Here is a 23,123-nt window from a genome sequence, read left to right on the forward strand (position 1 = left end):
GAATTAATAAAATATATCGATATCAATAACTTAGCAATAAACAAGTTATGGCAATAGAAATGAAAGTCCCTTCGGTGGGCGAATCAGTAAGCGAGGTAACGATCGCATCCTGGATAAAAAAAGATGGTGATACCGTAAAAATGGACGAAGTAATCTGCGAATTAGAGTCTGATAAAGCCACCTTTGAACTGCCTGCAGAAGCCGACGGTATTTTAAAAATTGTAGCTGCTGAAGGCACAACTCTACCTATCGGAGCTTTGATTTGTAAAATTGAAACAACCAACGATAAATCACAGGCTGTAACTCCTACACCTGAACCCGCTTCTGAATCGGAGCCAAAAGCTCCCGAGGCTGAATCAACACCAGCTCCCGAGGCCGCTACTCCTCCCGCATCCGCTGAAAATAAAACGATTGAAGTAGTAGTTCCGGCAGTAGGAGAGTCTATCTCAGAAGTCACCATTGCCTCATGGTCTAAGAAAGATGGAGACAGTGTAAAAATGGATGAGGTAATTTGCGAATTGGAATCTGATAAAGCTACTTTTGAACTACCATCACCAGAAACTGGAATAATTACTATTGTTGCACAGGCAGGCCAGGTTGTGCCGATTGGCGGTGTGGTAGCCAGAATAGCTTTGGGTGGTGCAAGTACTGCACCGGCAGCAAACACAGAAAAACCTGCCACACAAGAAACTTCTACCCCGGCATCAGGAAATAGCTATGCTGCAGGACACCCGTCTCCGGTAGCTGCAAAGGTATTGGCCGAAAAAGGCATTGACCCCGCAACCGTACAAGGCACAGGTGTTGGTGGCCGCATTATGAAAGAAGATGCTTTGAAAGCTACTCCAACGCCTGCCGCACCAGCTACACCTCAACCACAGGCATCAAATGCGTCAGAGCCAAAAGCTCCTGTAAACACCCCTGTTACTGCTGGAACCGAAGGCAGAATAACCCGTAGAGAAAAAATGACTTCCCTACGTAAAACCATTGCCAGACGTCTCGTAGCTGTGAAACAGGAAACAGCAATGTTGACGACTTTCAATGAGGTAGATATGAAGCCAATTATGGATTTGAGAGCCAAGTATAAAGATAAATTCAAAGAAACACATGGAGTTGGTTTAGGCTTTATGTCGTTCTTTACAAAAGCTTGTGCCATTGCTTTAAAAGACTTCCCGGTAGTAAATGCGTATATAGATGGCGATGAAATAGTATATAACGACTACGCCGATATTGCCATTGCCGTTTCCGCCCCTCGTGGCTTGGTAGTTCCGGTTATCAGAAATGCCGAGAAATTAAGCTTTGCAGGCATAGAAGCAGAAGTGGTTCGTCTGGCAGGTAAAGCAAGAGATAATAAACTGACAATAGAAGAAATGACCGGAGGCACTTTCACAATCACCAATGGAGGTATCTTCGGCTCAATGCTCTCAACGCCAATCATCAATGCGCCGCAATCGGCTATCTTAGGTATGCACAATATCGTTGAGCGACCAGTGGTAGTAAATGGTGAAATCGTAATCCGTCCGATTATGTATGTAGCCCTTAGTTATGACCATCGCATCATTGACGGTAAGGATTCAGTGAGCTTCCTCGTAAGAGTAAAACAATTATTAGAAGACCCTTCAAGAATTTTATTGGGTATTTAATAATGATGATATACAATAGCAGTCGTCCGATATAATCTGATGACTGCTATTGTTTTTTAATCCGGATAAATAAACCTGCCGAATTGTTTGGAATACCCCCCTTTTTTTTGATATTTGGGTAACCTAATTGCCCTATCTTGCTAAAAAAGTATCTGTATTCAGTATCTATCATGCTGTTGCTAAGTATATCTTCCTATGCCCAGCTTTCTATCAGACAGGTTTTGATAAATGGGAAAACTTACCCCTATAAGAAAGATTCTGCTATTGCCATTTTAGCGACCGACGAAAGTCTTGTAATTGAACTAACCCCGGTCAGTGGTGATTCAGTAAGATATTTGTATAGAATACCGACTCTGAACGAGAAATGGTTCTGGAGCAACTATCCATCCATTCATTATCAGAACTTATCAGGGGGGAGTTACATTTTGCAGATAAAGGCCGAAAAGCACAGCAGAACAATTGCATCCATAGATGTGCCCGTTATTAAAAACCAGGCCTTCTGGCAACGATGGTGGTTCTGGCCCTCAATAGTTATTTATATCTTGTTAATTTTCGGGGTAGGATTCTATCTGTTTTTTATTTACGACCTACGGCAAAAACTCAAGATACAGCACGTCCGTAACCAGATTGCTTCTGATTTACACGATGAAGTAGGCTCTAACCTTAACTCAATAGCCATTTTCGTAGAGTTACTCCGCAAAAAAGTAATGATAGAAAAACCGGAGTTGTTGCCCATTCTTGATAAAATTACCGATAATTCGGAAGAAACAGTTTTATTAATGAGAGATACTGTTTGGGCAATTAATCCCGAGAATGATTCTATTGAAAAACTCTTTGAAAGGATGCGTTCATTTGGTGTCGAAATCCTATCGGCCAAAGGGATAGCATTTCAGTTTGAATCGTTGCTTGAGTTAAAAAAAGATGCCTTTTCAATGGAGCAAAGACGGAATGTCTACCTGATTTTCAAAGAAGCCATCAATAATATTTCAAAGCACTCATTCGCTACACAAGCCTCATGCAAGGTAGCAGGTTATCAGGGTATTATAAAAATAAGTATTATAGATAATGGCAGGGGGTTCAACAATAATGAAACTTTTGAAGGAAATGGCCTTAAGAACTTCAAACGACGAAGCCAGGAAGATGACTTAAGAGTATATATCAATTCTGGTTTGCAAAAGGGTACAGAAATATTGATTGAAATTACTGTTTAGCTTTCCTCCCCATAATTGGGGATTTCCTGATGAATAAATCTGCCGTAATTTTGACCGTATAATAAAAATAGCCATAAAGAAAATTATTTAACGGAGATAGAGGTTAATTTGGTGAGATAATGATAAGGATACTACTTTTTGAAGACAACAAGAACCTCAGAGAAAGCCTTTCCCTGTATCTGGCAGGTACAGATGGGCTGTGGCTTTCGGGTGCTTATGCAAACGCAACAGATGCCGTGAAACTGGTGCGTAAATACCAGCCTGACGTAGTGCTGATGGATATTCAGATGCCGGGTATTTCAGGAATTGAAGCCATGAGAGCCATTAAAAAAGTAAATAGCGAAGTAAAGGTACTGATTCAGACAGTTTTTGAGAACGACGACAAGGTCTTTGCCGCAATTTGTGCAGGGGCAAATGGCTATATCATTAAGACCCCAAAACCCGAAAATTATGTACAGGCAATTACCGACGTATATAATGGGGGGTCACATTTAAGCCCAAGCATTGCAGCCAAGGTATTAGCCATGTTTCAGAGCCAGTTTGTGATGAAAGAGCAAACCTATGTATCACTTACACCACGCGAAAAAGAGGTATTGCAGTGCATGGTTAAGGGCATGAGTTATAAGATGATTGCTGACGCCTGCAACATAAGTTTTAGCACAGTACACAGCCATATAAAGAACATTTACGAAAAACTACATGTCAACTCAGCTCCTGAGGCGGTTGTAAAAGCTCTGGAGATGCGGTTGGTTTAACGAATGTAATTAAAATTAACAAAAGAAGTATCTTTAGGAATAACTACAATGGTTTTCCTTCCTATGATAACTATAATTATCAAGAAAAAGTAATTTAACTCATATTAATCACTTATAAAAATGGAAAATACAAAACGATTAAAAGAGTTCGTGAAAGGTAATGGAATGACCGAAGACAATCTAAAAGTCTTTACTAAAAAATACTTTGACAAAGAATGTGTCAGATGGTTTTATTTCGATTTAAGTGGAGATATTCCAAAAGTAATCCCTGAAGGTAATGAAATAGATATTGTAATAAATCATATAGATTACCCTCAACAAGTGACTATTGAACTGGCATTGATTAAAAATGATTCTAATAGTGAGATAACTTATGGCCGTCTTGCATCCGAATTAATATTAAAACTTCGGACAAAATCTTTTCTCACAGAGTTTGGTCCTAAATTCATTGATGGTATTGCATTAACCATCGGTAAAGATGACACAGAAGAGTTTTTATTATTAGAATTGTATATCAAAAACAAGGTAAGTGGGGAAATAGTAATCATTCGTCCCTTTTTTCCTTTAGTTGGTGATAACCTTACGCCAACAAGCATACCTCCCGGAAAATGAATCGAATAGATGCTCAAACACTATTAGTATTAATGGGTAAAATTGCGACCTATGTCTCTTTTCTACCCTTAATTTTTTCTCTGATTAAAATACAGGCTTTCAGAAGCAAGCCTTATATCTATTTGTCTCTTTATTTTGCTACAGGAGCCTTGTTAAATTGGAGCGTAAGCGTATTCGTAGAATATTCAGGAAAACACTACGAAGAGATTGCTCATATTCTAACCAAATATGAAATAGATGATACATTCTTTGTTGACCCTGTCTACTTTATCCGGAATTTTATTTTTATGGGTCTTTATGCCTATGCTTTAGTAGAAAAAAAATCTTTAAAAGATACCATATTAATCATTTCTGCTACTGGCATTTTATTTACGGTTCTGAACTCCTTTTGGGGTGAAACTTATAAGGTTTATCAGGCTATTGGTAGTTCAGTTGATAATGCCTTCAAAATTTTTATTGGGGGAATTATTTATTACTGGATATTCAGCAAACTTCCAGCTAAGAAATTATGGAAAATTCCACATTATTGGTTTGCTTCGGCAATTATTACTATAGGAGCATTTGCCGGATTGATAGATTTTTTGTCGAATTATATGTTTAAAGAAGTATCTACAGTTTTTTATATTGTACATATAATAAAGAACTGTTTCATGATTCTTGCCTTTATTTTATTTACCATTGGTATATACTTTGTCAGAATAAAAGGTAAATAGTGCATTTATTCTTGCTCAATTTTTATACGATCCGTTTCAGAGTATTTTTGAGCCCTACCTGTTTTTACATTTATTTGCCTATTGATTAATTATTAGGAATTACAAGCCCATTCATCCCCATAATTGGGGATTTTCTGCTTATACGTATATACTGAATTTTGTTTCATAAAAACCATTATTTTATGAAACAGTTTAACCCGTATCTATCAAGAACAAATCAGGTAACACAGAATTTATTCATTCTGGTAAATGGTAATCGTAAAGCTATTCAGCCGCAGGATATTATCTATCTGGAAGCTGATATTAATTATACCATCTTTCACACGCGCCACAGTAAATTCATCACTGCATTCCATTTGAAGTTTTTTGATGCGGCACTTAAAGAACATTCCGATTTTATTAGAATTAACAAATCTTATATTCTCAATGTTAATTACCTGCAAGATTTAAGATGGAAAAAAGCATATAAAGAAGCACGTCTGATTAATGGTGAACGTCTTACAATTTCAAGACGAAAAGCAAGCGGGGTGAAGGAAATTCTATATAAAAAAATAAACGATAGATGCTGTCTAAATAGTAGATCAGAAACCTGAAAAATTGCACTAATCTATTAAATTATTGTTAAATACTTGAATTTTCAGCCATAATTGCCGTACTTCGCAAAACACAATTTGTTATCGAGCAATGGATGAAAATAAGAAAGATATATCTAATGAAAAAGGCTCGAAAGGTAGCCTTTTTTCATTTTTAAATGGGTTGGTAGGTTCCTCTAAAAATGAAGAAAAAAACACGCCAATGCCCGAATCAAAAATAAGCCGTTATGCCGATAGCATCGGGCAATCAAATTATATCAGCCGAGATTTAAGCTGGCTTAAATTCAACGAGCGTGTATTAGATCAGGCACGTGAGAAAAACCTGAATATTTTTGAGCGTTTAAAGTTTCTGGCTATTACTTCTTCAAACCTCGATGAGTTCTTCACCGTACGTTTAGGGAGCTTATACAATTATCTCGATTATGATAAAGAGCGCATCGATTATTCGGGCTTGCGCGAAATCCCCTTTCGAAAGGCATTGTTATCTGCAGTCAGACAATTCTGTCAGGAGCAGGATAGAGTTTTTAACGAGGAGTTGAAACCACAGTTTAAAGATTATAAATTTCAGGTTATTAAGATTGGAGACCTAAGCCAGAGCGAATTAGGCGAAGCGATAGATTATTTTGATTATACAATCTATCCAATGCTTACACCGATGCTCTATGATCACACCCATGCGTTTCCTGTATTAATTCCCAAAACGCTTATTTTTGGTGTGGTTACTGATTCAAGCCGCTCAACGCTTTTTTCAGAAGATAGCGAAACCAAAAAAATGTCTTTTGTTCAGATACCAGGCAACCTGCCAAGGTTTTTTACCATTGAAAGAGGAGATGAAATCTTATTCTTGCCTATAGAAGAGATTGTGCGCCATGAAATGAAAAAGCTCTATCGGAATGTTGAGATTCAGGCAATTAACCTTTTCAGAATTGTAAGAAATGGTGATTTCACTTTAGAAGAATCTGATGATATCGAATCGGACTTTGTTGATGAAATAAAGCAGAAAATCAAGAGCCGTCGCTTGGGAAGGGTAGTGTATGTAGAAATAGAACCCAATGCCAATGAATGGATGGTCACTATTCTGCAAAAACGGTGGGAGATTGATAAATACAATATTTTTGTTGATGAGTGCCTGATTGATTATACCTGCTTGTGGCAGATTATCCGTCACCCCGATTTTCAGGAAGAATTAGAGCCTGTTCATCCGCCCGTCCCACCATTAAGACTGAAAGAGAAAAATATAGATATTTTTGAAGTAATCCGTGAGAAAGACCTGTTATTACACCACCCATATAACAATTTTGAGCCTGTTTTGCAATTACTTGAAAAGGCCGCAGAAGACCCGGATGTATTAGCTATTAAACTTACTATTTATCGTTTAGCCAAAAGGTCTCGTGTAACCCAGGCATTATTAAAGGCCGCAGAAAACGGCAAACACGTTTCCGTTTTATTCGAAATCAAAGCCCGTTTCGACGAAGAAAATAATATCAGAGAAGCCGAAAGATTGCAGCGTGCAGGTTGTTTCGTAATCTATGGTATTGGCTGGTATAAAACCCATACCAAACTAATGCTGATAGTACGCAAAGAAGGAAATAGGGTAATACAGTATGCTCATCTGGCCAGTGGAAATTATAATGAAGACACCGCAAGGCTATATACAGATATTGGTTTATTAACTACCAACCCGACTTATACCAAAGATATTTCAGAGTTTTTCAATGTTATTACAGGGCACTCTCAACCTGCAAATTATCAGTATCTCATTACCTCCCCACGAGATATGAGAAAACGTCTGATTGAGTTAATCAGAAATGAGTCTGAAAATGCGAAGAATGGACTGCCAAGTGGTATATGTATTAAGTTGAACTCTCTTGAAGACCGCTATATTATTGATGAGCTATATAAGGCTTCGCAGGCTGGCGTAAAAATCAAGCTGATCGTGAGAGGTATCTGTTGCTTGCGGCCAGGACGTCAGAATCTGAGCGAAAATATTACGGTCCGCTCTATCGTAGGGCTATTTCTTGAACACGCCCGCATTTTCTATTTTCATAATAACAACGAGCCTAAACTTTACGGGGGTAGTGCTGATATTATGGTACGCAGTTTTGATAAACGCATTGAATCATTGTTTGAATTGGTAGATGATGAAGTAAAGAAACATGCTATTCATATTTTGGACTATAATCTTCGAGACAATGTAAACGCTTATGAGTTGCAGGAAGATGGGTCATACTCAAAAATAATTTGTTCATTAAGCCAGGACAACCAGCCTATTGATATTCATAAAATGTTTTATGAGATTGAAGAAAATGAAATGGAAGACATAAATCTATTTCCGGAAGAAAAAATAGAAATACAACAGGAATCTGGCTCAATAGAAGAAACACCAATAGAAGAAGAAAAAAAATAGTAGATGTATCCAGAAAATATCAAACAGAAGTTCTCAGAAATCTTTAATCAGAATCCGGATATTATTGTACGCGCCCCGGGACGCATCAATCTGATAGGCGAACATACCGACTACAATGATGGTTTTGTGCTTCCGGCAGCAATCGATAAAGCCATCTATTTTGCCGTTTCTAAGAGAAACGACAAAGCCATTAAGCTTTTTGCATTCGATTTAGATGATTCCTATGAGTTTTCATTAGACAACCTTACCAGATCAGATAAAGGCTGGGCTAATTTTTTGATCGGTATGGTAGCTGAAATGACCAGAAATAGTGATAAACTAACCAACGGGTTTAATGCGGTTTTTGGTGGTGATGTACCTTTAGGGGCTGGGCTGTCTTCATCGGCAGCAGTTGAAAGTGGAATTGGTTTTACCCTTAATCAATTATATGGCTTTGAGCTTTCAGGCATCAATCTGGCATTAACAGCTCAACAGGCTGAGCATAACTTTGCAGGGGTGAAATGTGGTATTATGGATATGTTTGCTTCTATTCATGGCAAAACCAAATCTGTTATTAAATTAGACTGCCGTGATTTGAGTTATGAATATTTTCCGTTTAATACGACTGAATACACTATTGTTTTATGCAATTCAGGTGTAAAGCATAATCTCGGTGATTCAGAATACAACAAGCGCAGAGCTGAATGTGAAGAAGGGATCAGTATTTTGCAAGAGGCTTTTCCTCAGGTAAACAGTCTGAGAGATGCAACAATTCCTATGCTACGTGCCCAGTCTGATAAACTCCCACAGGTAGTATTTAACCGTTGCCGATATGTAGTAGAAGAAATAAATCGGGTAGAATTAGCCTGTAAAGACTTATTAGATGATGATTTTATAGCATTCGGACAAAAGATGTATGAAACCCATGAAGGGTTGAGTGATTTATACGAAGTAAGTTGCCCTGAATTAGATTTTTTAGTAGAGCAAACCATCAATAACGAAGCCGTAGCAGGTGCAAGAATGATGGGCGGAGGTTTTGGTGGTTGTACAATCAATCTTGTAAAAAAAGAATCAGTACATGATTTCCTGGCAGAAATAGGCAAGGCTTATGAAACTAAATTCAACCAGAAATTAGAGTCTTATAAAGTAGCTATTACCAATGGGGTAGAGGAAATAACTGAATGATTAAATTTATTGAGTGATTGAGTGATTCTGAATCAGGTAGTTTGTCGTCTGATCGCTAAATCACTCAATCATCATATTTTTAAATATCAACCCTTGCATACTTTGCATTTCTTTCTATGAAATCACGTCGTGGGGCTACTTCATCACCCATCAGCATCGAGAATAAATGATCTGCTTCTGCTGCCGAATCTATAGAAACCTGCTTCAGCGTGCGTTTGTCAGGGCGCATGGTGGTTTCCCATAACTGCTCCGGGTTCATCTCTCCTAAACCTTTATAACGCTGTATTCCAACGCTATCTTCACGCCCACCACCTGCTAAACGTTTTACTTCACGCTCACGCTGCTCTTCAGACCAGCAATACACTTCTTCTTTCCCTTTCTTTACCAGGTATAATGGAGGTTGTGCAATATAGATATAACCGTTTTCAATCAGTTCTTTCATGTATCGGTAGAAGAAAGTCAGAATCAGAGTCCTGATATGGCTACCATCAATATCGGCATCGGTCATAATAATAATTTTATGATAGCGCAACTTATCGGTATTCAAAGCTCTCTCATCACCATCTTTTCCAATCTGTACACCCAGAGCTGTAAAGATATTTTTTATCTCTTCGTTTTCATAAATTCGATATTCCTGTGCTTTTTCTACATTCAGAATCTTGCCTCTTAATGGTAGAATTGCCTGAAACGCACGGTTTCTTCCTTGCTTGGCACTACCACCGGCACTATCACCCTCAACCAGATACACTTCACAAACCGACGGGTCCGACTCTGAGCAATCGGCCAGTTTACCAGGTAAGCCTGTGCCAATTAATACGTTTTTACGTTGCACCATTTCACGGGCTTTACGTGCCGCAATACGTGCTTTGGCAGCTAAAACAACCTTATCTACAATAATGCGGGCTTCTTTCGGATGTTCCTCCAGATAATTTTCAAGCATTTCAGCTACACAAGAACTTACAGCCGAAGTAACTTCACTATTACCTAATTTGGTTTTTGTTTGTCCTTCAAACTGGGGTTCAGCTACTTTTACCGAAATTACAGCCGTAAGACCTTCTCTGAAATCATCACCACTGATCTCTATTTTTTCTTTCGCTAATATACCTGTCTTTTCTGCATAACTTTTCAAGGTACGTGTCAGAGCCATACGAAACCCCGATACGTGTGTACCACCCTCATGAGTATTAATATTATTAACAAAAGACGAAACGTTTTCACTATAACTGGTATTATAAAGCATAGCCACATCAACCGGAATCCCATCTTTGTTACCTTCCATAAACATGGGCTCTGGAATTAATCTTTCACGACCAGAATCAATATAAGAAACAAACTCCGAAAGGCCACCTTCTGAAAAGAAAGTATCGCTCTTATAATTTCCATTTTCGTCTTTTTCTCTCAAATCAGTCAGAATAATTGAAATTCCTTTATTCAGGAAAGATAATTCACGTAGACGGTTAGCAACCGTTTCGTATTTGTATTCGGTAGTCGTAAAAATACTGCTATCTGGTTTAAAAGTAACAATTGTACCAGTATCTTCAGCAACTCCAACTTCACGAACCGAATATAAAGGCTTACCAATAGTATATTCTTGCTCAAAAATTTTACCTTCACGGTGTACCTCTACATGAAGGCGGGTAGAAAGCGCATTAACGCAGGATACCCCCACACCGTGCAACCCCCCGGAAACTTTATAGGTATCTTTATCAAATTTACCACCAGCGTGTAGTACGGTCATTACTATCTCCAAGGCCGACTTTTGCTCCTTTGTGTTAATTCCGGTCGGAATCCCACGACCGTTATCTTTTACTGTTACTGAATTATCTTCATTAATAGTTACCTGAATCGTATCACAATGTCCTGCAAGTGCTTCATCTATCGAATTATCTACAACCTCCCAGATTAAATGGTGAAGACCTTTCACTCCAATATCACCTATGTACATGGCTGGGCGTTTGCGTACTGCCTCTAATCCTTCGAGTACCTGAATGTTATCCGCTCCGTAATTCGCTTTTGAGTTTTGTGGCTCTTTGATTTCTTGATTTTCTGTCATAATTTGTTTTTTGTAAACACTTGATTATCAATGAATTAAATGCATCTTTATAAGGATTTTTGATATTCATCAATAATTAACATAATTTAGTTGTAAAGTTACGATTTTTTCTCTACAAATCGAAATTTACAACCTAATGATTATTAGCATAATACATATATTTTAACGCTTTTTTTTATCTTAAAAACAACCTGTTTTTTCACCTGTCCAATCCTTGAATTATTTTATGAAAAACTACCTTTATCTATTACTTTCTGGCTTGTGTTTATGTGCGTGCAGCCGCTCTGTTTCTTCTACTTACTATATTGTACGTCATGGCGAAAAAGTGGATACTACCTCTGCCGACCCTGAATTAAGTGCAGCTGGAATGGAGAGAGCTGAAACACTGAAAAAACTATTGGCAGATAAGAAAGTCACAGCTGTTTACACTACTAAATATGTAAGAACAACCCACACTGGTAAACCCTTGGCAGATGCCATGCAGTTAAATGTTCAGAACTATGACCCAAGAAACCAGAAACCTTTTATTGAAGATCTTAAGAAAATAGAAGGCAAAAACATACTCGTTGTTGGGCATAGCAATACTGTACGACATATTGTAAATGGATTATATGAAAAAGATACCCTTACCAAAGATTTACAGGAAAGCGATTTTGATAATCTGTACATTGTAAAAAGACAAACTTTACCAAAGAAGAAAGTCAGTTTTGAGGCAAAAACTTATGGAAAACCAACGCCATGATTTACCTTTTATCACAATCAGATACCTTTTGGACAAGTTTTTGCGTTAATTTGTAATAGTTCGTTTTCTAAGGTCTTATACACTCTCAATGTGATTAAATTTTATATTAAATAGAAAAGAAATGAAACGTATCCGTCAATTTTCCATCGTTATTCTCATTGTCCTCACTATTCCGTTTGTGGCGTTTAAATACGATGACCGCTATTTCGAGATAGCCAAGAACCTTGATATTTTTGCTACGATGTTCAAGGAACTTAACGCTTATTATGTAGACGAAATCAACCCCAACAAAGCCATGAGGCAGAGTATTGAGTCGATGCTGAAACAGCTGGATCCTTATACGAATTTCTACCCTGAAGATGACATTGAAGATTACATGACAATGGCTACAGGTAAATACAACGGTATTGGAGCAACCGTATCGCACCAGAACAACAAGCATTTGGTTGTGATGATTTATGAAGGCTCACCAGCCGATAAAGCCGGAATGAAAATCGGTGATGAAATATTAAAAATAGATGGTGTTGATGTAGTAGCCCGTAAAGGAATAGATATGAGCCGTTTGTTGAAAGGACAAACGGGAACAACAGTGAAAATGCAGATTAAACGCTATGGACAAAATTCACCGATGGAACTAACCGTTGGCCGTGATATTGTCAAAACCCTGAATGTGCCTCACTCTGGTATGATTAACGATGAAGTAGGCTATATTCAACTCAATGACTTTACAGCTACCGCTGCCAAAGAAGTGAAATCGGCATTCAGCGAGTTGAAAGCCTCTGGAATGAAAAAATTGATTTTTGACCTGAGAGGAAACCCTGGTGGCTTACTGAATATGTCGGTTGAAATCTGTAATGTATTTCTGCCAAAAGACCAGCTGATTGTTGAAACCAGAGGGAAAGTTGCCGACTGGAATAAGAAATTTACTTCATTGGAAAACCCGATGGATACCGAAATTCCGATTGTGGTTTTAGTAAACAGCATGAGTGCCTCAGCAGCAGAGATTGTAAGTGGTACTTTGCAGGACTATGACCGTGCCGTAATCATCGGCCAGCGGTCGTTTGGTAAAGGACTGGTACAAACCACCCGTGATCTGACCTATAATACCAAAATGAAGATCACCACAGCTAAATATTATATTCCAAGCGGACGCTGTATTCAGGCTTTGGATTATAGCCATAGAAATGCTGATGGCAGTGTAGGCAAAGTGCCAGACTCGCTGAAAACTGCCTTTAAAACTAAAAATGGACGTACAGTATATGATGGTGGCGGTATTGACCCTGATATTAAAACCGAAGTGCCTGTTATGGCATCAGTTACCGCAAATCTGCTGGCAAAAAATGTGATTTTCGACTACGCCACCAAGTATTATTTTGAACATGCCAACGAAAAACCACAAGAAAAGTTTTCTTTGACCGATGCTGCCTATCAGGATTTTGCCAACTGGTTGAAAACCAGAAACTTTACTTATTCAACCTCTATGGAGAAAAGCCTTGATAACCTCGAAGCTTCAGCAAAAAAAGAAAATAGCTTTGATGCTGTTCAGGAGAATCTCAAGTCTCTGAGAGACAAAATCAACCAAAGCAAACAACAGGATCTGGTAAAAAACAAAGCAGATATTAAAGAGCAATTAGAGGCAGAAATTCTTAGCCGTTACTATTATCAGAAAGCCATGAAATTTGTTTCATTCGAGCATGATAAAGAAGTGCAGGAAGCCTTGAAGTTATTTAAGGATATGCCTAAGTATCAGTCTATTCTGAAAGGCGGAAAGTAAAATGTTTAATAGCCAGCGTGCCACGCTCCACTCTGAAGAGAAAGGGCGTGGCACGCTTATTTTTGATATATAAGTCTTACCCTGTTTACAAATTCAGTAGATGGATTTCTGAATGTTTAAGCGTGGTAAACCTGTATTCTTGCGAGTGTAAGATTGCCGTACTAATTCTTCTTAGGGGTTGTAGTCATAAACTCTTTCAGATAGTAAGGCTCAAAATCAGCAACATTCTCAAATTGACTTTGCTGGTAGGCTTCATGAGCCAATACCCCAATACTTCTCGCTGATGGATTGATAGTTTGCTCTAAGAAAACAGCATTTGAATATTTCCCTAAAACATCTTTACACTTGGCTGCTCCATCACCAAAGAAAATTATTTTCTGCGTTTCTAATATCTCTTCAAACGCGTTTTCATCAATGATTCTGGCTTCGGTTGATGATACCTGTTCCAATGTATCTGCTCGGTACAAAGCACAATAGACTTCCATACGGCGGGCATCAAGCATAGGACAAAGCAAAGGTATTTCATTACCACTGACCAATTGTGCTATCTTATGAACCTGCCATGCTAAACCCCGTAGCGTATTTACGGCAAGTAAGGGCTTATCCAGCGTGAAACACAAGCCCTTGGCCGTTGAAACACCTATGCGCAAACCTGTGTAAGAGCCAGGGCCTTTAGCAACGGCAACGGCATCAATGGCTTGAAAATCAAGGCCTGAAACTTTCGCAACATGCTGAATTAAAGAGGTAAGCATTCCAGAAGAAGATTTTTCATGGAATAACTCGCTCAAAGCGACTAATTGAGTATCCTGATGGATAGCCGCCGAGCAGCCTTTGGTAGAAGTTTCAATACTAAGGATAATAGCCATTACACGATTGAGCAATTTTTTGAAATGCAAAATTACTCAATCGTGCCATAAGGCATTCATATTTTAAGATTTATTTACTTCTGATAGCAATTACAGGATCCATTCGGGCGGCCTGCCAGGCTGGAATGACCCCCGAAATGATACCAATACTACTGGCAATAAAGAGCCCAAAAACAATGTTGCTGTAGCTCAACACAATATCTAATGAACCTAAAGGCAAGAAACTTAATAAATATACAAGCAATATTCCACCCAGACCACCAAGAATGCATAGAAATATAGACTCAAATAAAAATTGAAACAGGATAAAGTAGTTTTTTGCTCCCAGAGATTTTTGAATGCCAATAATATTGGTACGTTCTTTAACCGATACAAACATGATATTGGCTATACCAAACCCACCTATTAGGAGTGAAAATAAACCTATAATAAACCCACTTGCCCGTAATGTGCCAAACAGTTGGCCAAGAGCCTGTGCTGCTGCTTCCGGGCGATTTAGAGCGAAACTGTCTTCCTGAGATGGTTTTAAACCCCTTTTGGTTCGTAATAGACCTGTTATCTCTCCCTCAAGCTCATAGAGCCCTTCATCCTCTTCATAACCTTTAAAAACAATATCACCTGTTAGTTCTCCTGACGAAAAAATTCTTTTATGGGCCAGAAATGGAATAATCACCTTCTCGTCAGGTGCACCGCCAAAATCGGCTATCTGTGCCCCTTTTTTCTCCTGTACCCCAATCACTGTCAGATTTTGCCCTTTCATTTTAAATGTCTGCCCGATAGGGTCAGAATCAGGAAACAACGCCTCTGAAATTGTAGCACCCAGTATAGCCACATTTTTGCCTGATTCAATTTCCTGCGGCGCAAAATAACGACCGTCAATAATAGGTACTTCTGTAATCTCATTAAACTCATAGGTAATACCCTGGCATAAAGCATTGATGCTATTGCTGTTTTTACGACAGGTTACGTCTCCTGCAAAATCCATCATGGCACCCGCCTGTGCATTTTCAAGATTATCCCTCAGATATTTGAACTCATCATATTTAGGCTCGGGGCGCATGAAGTATTTCCACCACGGATAATCCCCATTCGTAAATAACCAGGGCCATTTCTGTACATAGATTACATTTGTACCAATTGAGTTAAGGCTGTTCTTGATATTTGCTTCAAGTGAGTCTACCATAGTATATACCCCTATAATAGAAAAAATACCTACAGTTACACCCAGAAGTGATAATATTGTACGAAGCAGATTCTCACGGAGTGCCTGTCCGGCAAATCGGAAACTCTCAAATGCTAAAAAGAAAAACTTTATCATGAATCTAAGATTGAATGATTGCGTAAAGGAGTAGATTTCGACAAACGAAAGTAAAATTCTTCTGAGGATAAAAAAAATAAAAAAGGCTGATTAGCAGCATTTACTCAACTAACGGTAAAAAATGAGGATATATGGCTTAGTTTTTTCTCTTAAATGTATTAAAATACAGATAACTTAATACAGTACTCGACAGATTTAATAACTTGTAAGATTTAGGAAACACTATCAGCCTGTTACCATGCGGATTCGGATAAGATAAGTACTTGATAAACTCCGTTAGGCACGAATAAGACTCTTTAATGTTTTTATGATAAATAAATTTTAATCTGTAAAAATCAAATCTTGCTTTTTTACTTATTTCATAGGGCACGGCTTTTTCCCAAAACGAAATATTTAGTGTGGTGGCTTCAGATATTTCACGGTTAATAGTAGTTAAGTTTTGCAGGGGTTCAAAAAAATTAACTAAGGCCAGGCCTTTTAACAAACTCTTTTCAATTGATTGATTATTAAGCTTGGTAAAAAATGAATCCCAATCAAAATTCTGACCATACTGATGCACAAAGAGTAATAAATCACAAATATATTTCAGTTTTGTCCAGACCTCTTTTTTACCATTATGCACAACAATCATCAGTAAAAGCTTTTCTTGTTCACCGAATTTGTCAGTAAATAATTCGGAGCTATCAAAGCCGTAAGCAAAGGGTTTCATCAGTAATTCCCAGTGAAAATCAAATCTGAAAAGATATTTATATGCATTTTCTTTAATCAAAGGTATTTCAACCCTTTCAGTTTCAATTAATGCCCTAAGCAAATCTTCATCAGTATATTTTTTTGAATATTCCTATAAATGACGAAGCCGATACCCATCTTCTTTTAGCAATTTCAGAGCATCAAAAACTTTATTTTTATCAATCAGAAAATCCATGTCATTGCCTTCTCTGAATATCTTCTTGTATAATTCCTTGCTCCAGGTTAGCCCTTTGTAAGGAATTGCTTGAATCTGATGCTTGTTAAAAAGCGCTTTAATTCTCTCAATCTCAGCAACCATAAATATATTATGGGCACTTTTTACTTTGACTTCTCTATTAAGCTGACCAAAAAAATCGGCATCGATTTTTTCTGCAGAAGCATTTTTCAAAGCAAGATAAACAGTAGGTTTTATGCTATGAAACTCAAGCATTTTCTGTACTCTTTTCCAGTTAATTTTCTGGGTCTTAAGGAGTGCTGAAAGATTACTGTCCGATTTTTGCAATAAACTTACTTTGCAACATTCTAATAAAAGCTGGAGTTCGAAAGAAAGCATTTTCCGGTAAATCAGAGAAGAAAAATATTTTAATTGAAGTATTTGTGATAATAGGCATTGCCATTTTAAAAATTCATCTATAGCAATGCCTGTTTTTAATACTGTAAGCTATGGTTAACTAAAACTTACATCTTAAGATGCTGTTCCATGAGGGTCGAGATAATTAGCTCCAGGTATAAGTTTAGAAGCAGTTTTTGATTTTATTTCAATAATCTCCAACGATGGAGCAATCCACATTTTTTTTGAGGTGGCTGGTTTTTGAGAGAAACGAGGAGTTGTCAAAATGATAAAATGATTAGGTTAAAAAATGATTTTAATAAAATGGTTTAAGTTACATACGATTAAGATGCATGAGGATCAAGGCGGATAAAATCTTTTAAAAGCATCTTTTCTGGTGTTGATTTTATCTCAATCAACTCAAATTGAGGGGGTTGCCAAACCTTTTTTAAGGTATTAGTGTTAAGTGGCAGTGTTAAATTGGCAGTTTTCAAAATAGTAATATTTGATAATGTAAGGTAAAATATTTCAGGGTATAATCTTACAGTTTTCTAACGTAAGAAACAATAGTATTTGAATTTTTTATCTATTGGTTGATAGTTAAATGCTGAAAATTTATCATATTGCCAGAGTAGGAACTCACATATTACAAGGGTCATATTGGATATTAAAATCACAGAATAAAATGATTGATTTAGCAACAAAGTTAAGACGGAACGAAGAACAATACACCGTAAATAATCTGGGCGAAGAAGCAGTGATGATGAATGTAACGAATGGCGATTTTATAGGATTAAATACTGTAGGAACCGAAATCTGGCATTTGTTACAAGAACCCATTAGCTTTGAGGCATTAGTAAAAAAATTGATGGATATTTATGAAGTAGCTGAGAAACAATGTATTGATGAAACCTTGCCCTATATTAATAAAATGATTGGTGAAAAAATGATTAAGATTGTAGAAAATTAAAGAATATATTGTGTTTTTAGTTGGTGCTTGATTTGGGCAATTATTATAGTTTTAATAAGGTTATTTTTATGATTTAGGTAATATCAACCTCAATGTTTCAGGTGAGCAAGTCTTATCTGATAGGAGTACACACCTGGTTTATAGGTCAGAATTATTTCAAAACAAGCCATTACGGGTTCAGGGGTTTCAGAGTTATATATTTTTTAATTAATAAATGAGCTAATTAGATTCGATACTAAGTTTATCTATGAGTGATTCAATAGTATCAGTTAAATTATAAAAGGTAGTATTATCAGCAGGTCTACTGACTAATACGACGGGAATCTGACCGGAAAGCTTACTTAGTAATTCAAAATATAGTTTTTTTAAACCCATCTCCTCAATATAAAATAACCGGTATGCATAGTATTGCAGATGTTTAAATGCTTCTATTCCTTGAATAGAAACAAAACGGACTAAATCAGTATTCAAAGAAGAATCTTTCTCTATAATAAAAATGCATTTGATTGGTTGGGACTGTATATCAAATGATTCGGCAAAAGACTTGTGATATTTCTCTAACTCTGGTCTTATTCTGTTTTCTTCATTATAATTCCCTAAATCAACTTTTTCAAAAGTATCTTTCCATAATTTCATCATAGGATAAGCCGCAAACGCTTTTAAAATACCATCTTCTTGCACTGGCACACAAATATCATCCGAAAAAATACGATGCCCCTTGGCCTGCAATGTAGCCACAGTGGTTGACTTGCCAACACCAGAGTCGCCCATGAACAAAACAATACCGTCGTTAGTATAAATAGCCGAGGCATGCATAGGAACAAGTCTGCGCTGATATAAAATTGCAGCCATAGCATTGGAAAGAAAAAAAAGTCTGATACTTTTTTCGTCAGCATCAGGCAAAGGCTCTATAATTACCTCATTACCATTAGCAGCATAATAATGAGCAATAGTACCTAAAGGTAATAAGTATTCGGTCGGAGAAATAAAAATATTTAAGGGGTGGTCTTTAGTTTTTTCGAGCAGGTGAGCAGGGACTTTTCCAATAGAAACACTTACATCAGGAGCAGCAGTAAAGGGTATCACAAACAATTCCGGGAAACTAATGTCAGTGGCTATACTTAGTCCATAAGCAAAATAATAATTCATGGTGTATTATAAAGAGGTAGGCGTATTATATACTTGACAAAGATAAAAGCTAAAAGCAAATAATCTAAGTTTTCTCATCAAAGCTGATCATTTATCAGGTAGAAGTATCTGTTTGGTAGTAATTAGAAAATTGTTATTTACTCAGAAAACCTTTGGCTATCAGGTAGGGGATAATCAGCCAGAGTAAACCCTTAATCAAAAAAAAGAAAAAACCTGCCCATCCCAGCCTTTTGAACCAGACTTTAAATTTACTTTGGTTTTGGTTTTCCATGTTGTTATGATTGAGATTCAATAGTTTTTGATTCTACATAATTTCTGAACAAAAACAACAGACCAATAGTTGCCACCAAAGAAAAAAGAACAATAGGCATAGGTACATGGTCTATACTTTCGAGGTCGGTTTTTACTATTCCTAAATTATACAGATACATAACAACAATAGCCAGACCATTATTGAAAATGTGGGCAATGATAGGTACCCAGATATTTCCTGTCCAGTAATACAAATACCCAAATAAAACCCCTAACATCATCCGGGGCAAGATACCATAAAATTGAAAGTGAATAAATGCAAAAATGAATCCGGCCAGCCAGATAGCCACATGGATATTCTTAGTACCTAATAACAATTTGCGCATCAGCAAACCTCTGAACAATAATTCTTCTCCAACGCCTGCTATGACAGCAATTACGATAAAGGCCAGAATAAATTGCCAAAAAGAGGTGAAAGTGGTAAAAAACCTGGTTGCTTTGGCTAATTGCTCTTCCATACTTTTGAGCACTGTTTCCAACCCTTTCATAGATTCAGGAAAAACAAAGTTCTGGTTCAGTTCCTGCAACCAGCCATTAAAGCCCATAAAAACTACCTCAATGAGTATAATCATTAAGAATATCCTGATATTGGGTAAAGGTCTGAAGTTTAAACCACTCCATTGTTTTTTTTCGATTATTCTCCAATAAAACCAAGATGTTCCGATAAAACCCACAAACGAACCCAAACCCTGACCTAATACCATGCTTAACCATGCATTCGGGAAATGCTGATAATCTCCTCCGCTGACCTTCATTATATCCTCGAAAGAGCCTCCAAAAGCTGTCATAACACCAAACTGAAGTATAGTTCCAGCTACGATGAAATTCACTAAAAAAAGACCTAATAGAATCAGAATTGATGGTGCAGCAGCGTTTTCCTTACTTGTAAAATACATCGTGGAATTATTTTTCATAATTACTGTTTATTTTGAATATAGCAGAGTTTGCGCAAAATTCGATAAATTTGCAGTAAAATTATTCACTTATTTGTGAATTCACTAATTCAATTTTAGATTTTGGTTAAAATAGGTAATATATCATTAGGAGAATTTCCGCTTTTACTGGCACCAATGGAAGATGTCAGTGACCCTCCGTTCAGATTAGTCTGCAAAGAAAACGGAGCCGATTTGATGTACACTGAATTTATTTCGTCAGAAGGACTCATTCGTCATGCCGCCAAAAGTGTACAGAAACTGGATATTTTTGAGTACGAACGCCCAATAGGCATTCAGTTATTTGGCAGTGATGTAGAAACAATGGGCGAATGTGCCAGAATTGCTACCAATGCGCACCCCGATCTGATTGACATTAATTATGGATGCCCTGTAAAAAACGTAGCTTGTAGAGGAGCAGGAGCAGCATTATTGCAGGATATCCCTAAAATGACTGAAATGACTGCCGCAGTAGTAAAAGCTACGCATTTACCTGTAACCGTGAAAACCCGATTGGGCTGGAACGAAGAAACTAAAAATGTAGAAGAAGTAGCCGAACGCCTGCAAGATGTTGGGATTCAGGCTTTGACCGTGCATGGCCGTACCCGCGCACAGATGTATAAAGGTGAAGCCGACTGGACATTGATTGCCAGAATCAAGGAGAATCCTCGTATAAAAATCCCTGTTTTTGGTAATGGAGACATTGATTCACCTGAAAAAGCCTTAGAATACCGAAATCGTTTCGGGATAGATGGTATCATGATTGGCCGTGCCGCAATTGGTTATCCCTGGATTTTCAACGAAATCAAACATTATTTTGCTACTGGCGAAAAACTTTCTGCTCCATCTATTGAACAAAGAGTTGAGGCAGCCAGAAAACACCTTACTTTCTCTATTAAATGGAAAGGCGAGCGATTAGGTATATTAGAAATGCGCCGCCATTACAGCAATTATTTCAAAGGATTACCAAATTTCAAAGAACACAGAATGCGCTTGGTGCAATCATTAGACATCAACGAAATCATGGATATTCTCAACGAAATTCCGGTTATTTTTGCCGGATTCATCGTAGAGAAACAGTTCATTAAAGTAGAATACGCAGGTGTAGACTAATATATTACCACTTTATAAGTGAACTCAACATCAACAACTACTACTACCCAGAACAAAACCATTATTGCCTGGCTACTGCTTTGCCTGTTGGCTACTATGTGGGGATCTTCTTTCTTAATCATGAAAAAAGCCCTTCCTACTTTCACACCTGTGCAGATAGGGGCATTAAGAATTATGTCGGCAGGTTTGGTTTTTTTACCCTTGATCATCAGTCGCCGGAAAGAGTACCCTAAAGAAAAAACCAGATATTTTGTGGCTTCGGGCTTCCTTGGGTATCTGTTACCCGCTTTTTTATTCGCTCTGGCAGGCACTAAAGTCAATAGCTCATTAATCGGTACACTCAATTCGGCTACACCTTTATTTGTATTAATTGTCGGCGCACTTTTCTTTCAGCAGATTATCAGACGATCGCAGGTGTTTGGCCTGATTTTAGGATTTGTTGGGAGCATTATCCTCATTCTTTCAGTCAGTAAAGATGGGCTGTCATTCAATAATCCTTATGCTTTGCTGGTAATTTTATCTGCCTTGATGTACGGCTTCAATGTAAATATTACGGGCAAGTACCTGAGCACCATTAATCCGGTTCTTTTGAGTGCCTGGACACTCTGCGGCGTAGCTGTTTTAGCAGGCATTACACTCTTTTCTACAGATTTTTTGTCAAGAATCAATACTCATGCTATTAATCCTTTGTTTTTGGTTATTTTGTTAGGTGCAATAAATTCGGGCGTTGCTGCTATTATTTTTAATTATATTTTGCAAATTGCGTCTCCGGTTTTTGCCTCTTCTGTTACCTACCTGATTCCTGTAGTGGCAACAATGATGGGTTTTCTGGATGGCGAGCCGATTTCTCTAAACCATTATTTCGGAATGAGTATTATTTTAGTGGGAGTATATCTGATCAATAAAAAATAAACTTCTGACCTATGCTAAAAGCTATCATCAACGATAAGGAAACATTTGAGATTTCAGAAGAAAAAGGTACTATATTGTTGAATAATGAACCTTTTGAATGGGATTTGAAGACGATTTCCGACAAGGATTTTCATATTCTGAAAGATAGTAAGTCTTACAATGTAGAGGTAGTTGAAGCAAACTATGCCGAAAAAACTTTCCGGCTGAAGCTTGGTGATAGGATTCATTCCGTAAATCTGAAAGACCGAACTGATTTGCTCCTGGAAAAAATGGGGATGAGTAATACTAAATCAGCAAAATTGAATGACCTGAAAGCACCAATGCCCGGCTTGATTTATGAAATGAAAGTACAGGTAAATGACGAAGTGAAAAAAGGAGATATTTTATTGATATTGGTAGCCATGAAGATGGAAAATGCCATTAAGGCAACAGGTGATGGTACAGTGAAGAGTATTAAAGTAAAGACGGGTGAGACCGTTGAGAAGAATCAGGTTATTATGGAATTTGAATGATATTTATTATCTACCCTCTTTAGACAAAGAGGGTATTTTTTTGATTGATTGAGACAAATATTTAATTTTACGCCC

General features: G+C 37.4%; 23 protein-coding genes. 14 read left to right on the top strand and 9 right to left on the bottom strand.

From position 1 onward, the window contains the following. Positions 1–47: 47 nt before the first annotated feature. From odhB to galK, 8 genes are all read left to right on the top strand, one after another. Positions 48–1,640 (top strand): 2-oxoglutarate dehydrogenase complex dihydrolipoyllysine-residue succinyltransferase, encoded by a 1,593-nt coding sequence (odhB, locus tag H1R81_RS00150; RefSeq protein WP_181838641.1) that lies wholly within the window; start codon positions 48–50, stop codon positions 1,638–1,640. Between the two features lie 137 nt (positions 1,641–1,777). After that, complete coding sequence (locus H1R81_RS00155) at positions 1,778–2,851, top strand: sensor histidine kinase (RefSeq protein ID WP_181838642.1); 1,074 nt, start codon at positions 1,778–1,780, stop codon at positions 2,849–2,851. 119 nt (positions 2,852–2,970) lie between these two features. Beyond that, positions 2,971–3,606: a response regulator transcription factor gene (locus H1R81_RS00160; RefSeq protein WP_181838643.1), complete on the top strand. Its 636-nt coding sequence runs from the start codon at positions 2,971–2,973 to the stop codon at positions 3,604–3,606. Between the two features lie 120 nt (positions 3,607–3,726). Continuing rightward, entirely contained in the window at positions 3,727–4,218 is a 492-nt protein-coding gene (locus H1R81_RS00165; protein WP_181838644.1) for a hypothetical protein, read from the top strand. Then, positions 4,215–4,931, top strand: coding sequence for a hypothetical protein (locus H1R81_RS00170; RefSeq protein ID WP_181838645.1), 717 nt, complete (start codon positions 4,215–4,217; stop codon positions 4,929–4,931). The genes H1R81_RS00165 and H1R81_RS00170 overlap by 4 nt, the downstream gene beginning before the upstream one ends. A 182-nt stretch (positions 4,932–5,113) precedes the next feature. Further along, a complete protein-coding gene (locus H1R81_RS00175) occupies positions 5,114–5,524 on the top strand; it encodes a LytTR family DNA-binding domain-containing protein (protein WP_181838646.1) in 411 nt (136 codons plus the stop codon). A 91-nt stretch (positions 5,525–5,615) separates the two neighbouring features. Further along, positions 5,616–7,931 (top strand): polyphosphate kinase 1, encoded by a 2,316-nt coding sequence (gene ppk1 / locus H1R81_RS00180; protein WP_181838647.1) that lies wholly within the window; start codon positions 5,616–5,618, stop codon positions 7,929–7,931. A 3-nt stretch (positions 7,932–7,934) separates the two neighbouring features. Then, entirely contained in the window at positions 7,935–9,095 is a 1,161-nt protein-coding gene (galK, locus tag H1R81_RS00185; RefSeq protein WP_181838648.1) for a galactokinase, read from the top strand. 79 nt (positions 9,096–9,174) lie between these two features. On the opposite strand, the gene gyrB is transcribed toward galK, so the two are convergent. Further along, the gene (gene gyrB, locus H1R81_RS00190) at positions 9,175–11,148 is read right to left on the bottom strand and encodes a DNA topoisomerase (ATP-hydrolyzing) subunit B (RefSeq protein WP_181838649.1); all 1,974 of its coding nucleotides are present in this window, start codon (positions 11,146–11,148) and stop codon (positions 9,175–9,177) included. Between the two features lie 226 nt (positions 11,149–11,374). On the opposite strand from gyrB, the gene H1R81_RS00195 reads away from it, so the two are divergent. Then, positions 11,375–11,890, top strand: coding sequence for a phosphoglycerate mutase family protein (locus tag H1R81_RS00195; protein WP_181838650.1), 516 nt, complete (start codon positions 11,375–11,377; stop codon positions 11,888–11,890). 121 nt (positions 11,891–12,011) lie between these two features. Continuing rightward, complete coding sequence (locus H1R81_RS00200; RefSeq protein ID WP_181838651.1) at positions 12,012–13,664, top strand: S41 family peptidase; 1,653 nt, start codon at positions 12,012–12,014, stop codon at positions 13,662–13,664. Positions 13,665–13,825: 161 nt separating this feature from the next. On the opposite strand, the gene tsaB is transcribed toward H1R81_RS00200, so the two are convergent. The 5 genes from tsaB to H1R81_RS00225 form a co-directional block, all read right to left on the bottom strand. After that, on the bottom strand, positions 13,826–14,530 hold the full coding sequence (tsaB, locus tag H1R81_RS00205; RefSeq protein WP_181838652.1) for a tRNA (adenosine(37)-N6)-threonylcarbamoyltransferase complex dimerization subunit type 1 TsaB: 705 nt from the start codon (positions 14,528–14,530) through the stop codon (positions 13,826–13,828). A gap of 70 nt (positions 14,531–14,600) precedes the next feature. Continuing rightward, positions 14,601–15,848, bottom strand: a complete 1,248-nt coding sequence (locus H1R81_RS00210) for an ABC transporter permease (protein ID WP_181838653.1) — start codon at positions 15,846–15,848, stop codon at positions 14,601–14,603. A 136-nt stretch (positions 15,849–15,984) separates the two neighbouring features. Then, positions 15,985–16,659: a nucleotidyltransferase family protein gene (locus H1R81_RS27740; RefSeq protein ID WP_181838654.1), complete on the bottom strand. Its 675-nt coding sequence runs from the start codon at positions 16,657–16,659 to the stop codon at positions 15,985–15,987. 30 nt (positions 16,660–16,689) lie between these two features. Next, on the bottom strand, positions 16,690–17,100 hold the full coding sequence (locus tag H1R81_RS27745; RefSeq protein ID WP_220275148.1) for a nucleotidyltransferase family protein: 411 nt from the start codon (positions 17,098–17,100) through the stop codon (positions 16,690–16,692). 183 nt (positions 17,101–17,283) lie between these two features. Beyond that, positions 17,284–17,433, bottom strand: coding sequence for a hypothetical protein (locus H1R81_RS00225; protein WP_181838656.1), 150 nt, complete (start codon positions 17,431–17,433; stop codon positions 17,284–17,286). A gap of 400 nt (positions 17,434–17,833) precedes the next feature. Between H1R81_RS00225 and H1R81_RS00230 the strand changes: the two genes are divergently transcribed. Continuing rightward, positions 17,834–18,118, top strand: a complete 285-nt coding sequence (locus tag H1R81_RS00230) for a PqqD family peptide modification chaperone (RefSeq protein WP_181838657.1) — start codon at positions 17,834–17,836, stop codon at positions 18,116–18,118. A 219-nt stretch (positions 18,119–18,337) separates the two neighbouring features. Here the strand turns inward: H1R81_RS00230 and H1R81_RS00235 are convergent, their stop codons facing one another. The 3 genes from H1R81_RS00235 to H1R81_RS00245 form a co-directional block, all read right to left on the bottom strand. Beyond that, positions 18,338–19,267 carry a serine kinase gene (locus tag H1R81_RS00235; protein WP_181838658.1) on the bottom strand — a complete coding sequence of 310 codons (930 nt, stop codon included), beginning with the start codon at positions 19,265–19,267 and terminating at the stop codon, positions 18,338–18,340. A 133-nt stretch (positions 19,268–19,400) separates the two neighbouring features. Next, complete coding sequence (locus tag H1R81_RS00240) at positions 19,401–19,538, bottom strand: hypothetical protein (RefSeq protein WP_181838659.1); 138 nt, start codon at positions 19,536–19,538, stop codon at positions 19,401–19,403. Positions 19,539–19,542: 4 nt separating this feature from the next. Beyond that, on the bottom strand, positions 19,543–20,493 hold the full coding sequence (locus H1R81_RS00245) for a CPBP family intramembrane glutamic endopeptidase (RefSeq protein ID WP_181838660.1): 951 nt from the start codon (positions 20,491–20,493) through the stop codon (positions 19,543–19,545). Between the two features lie 102 nt (positions 20,494–20,595). On the opposite strand from H1R81_RS00245, the gene dusB reads away from it, so the two are divergent. The 3 genes from dusB to H1R81_RS00260 are packed head-to-tail and all read left to right on the top strand — an operon-like array spanning position 20,596 to position 23,048. Continuing rightward, entirely contained in the window at positions 20,596–21,624 is a 1,029-nt protein-coding gene (gene dusB / locus H1R81_RS00250; protein WP_181838661.1) for a tRNA dihydrouridine synthase DusB, read from the top strand. Positions 21,625–21,642: 18 nt separating this feature from the next. Beyond that, positions 21,643–22,536 carry an EamA family transporter gene (locus tag H1R81_RS00255; protein ID WP_310588039.1) on the top strand — a complete coding sequence of 298 codons (894 nt, stop codon included), beginning with the start codon at positions 21,643–21,645 and terminating at the stop codon, positions 22,534–22,536. Between the two features lie 11 nt (positions 22,537–22,547). Beyond that, positions 22,548–23,048: an acetyl-CoA carboxylase biotin carboxyl carrier protein subunit gene (locus H1R81_RS00260; protein ID WP_181838662.1), complete on the top strand. Its 501-nt coding sequence runs from the start codon at positions 22,548–22,550 to the stop codon at positions 23,046–23,048. The last annotated feature ends 75 nt before the right edge of the window (positions 23,049–23,123 follow it).

Source organism: Emticicia sp. BO119 (assembly GCF_013912375.1).
Lineage (GTDB): Bacteria > Bacteroidota > Bacteroidia > Cytophagales > Spirosomataceae > Emticicia.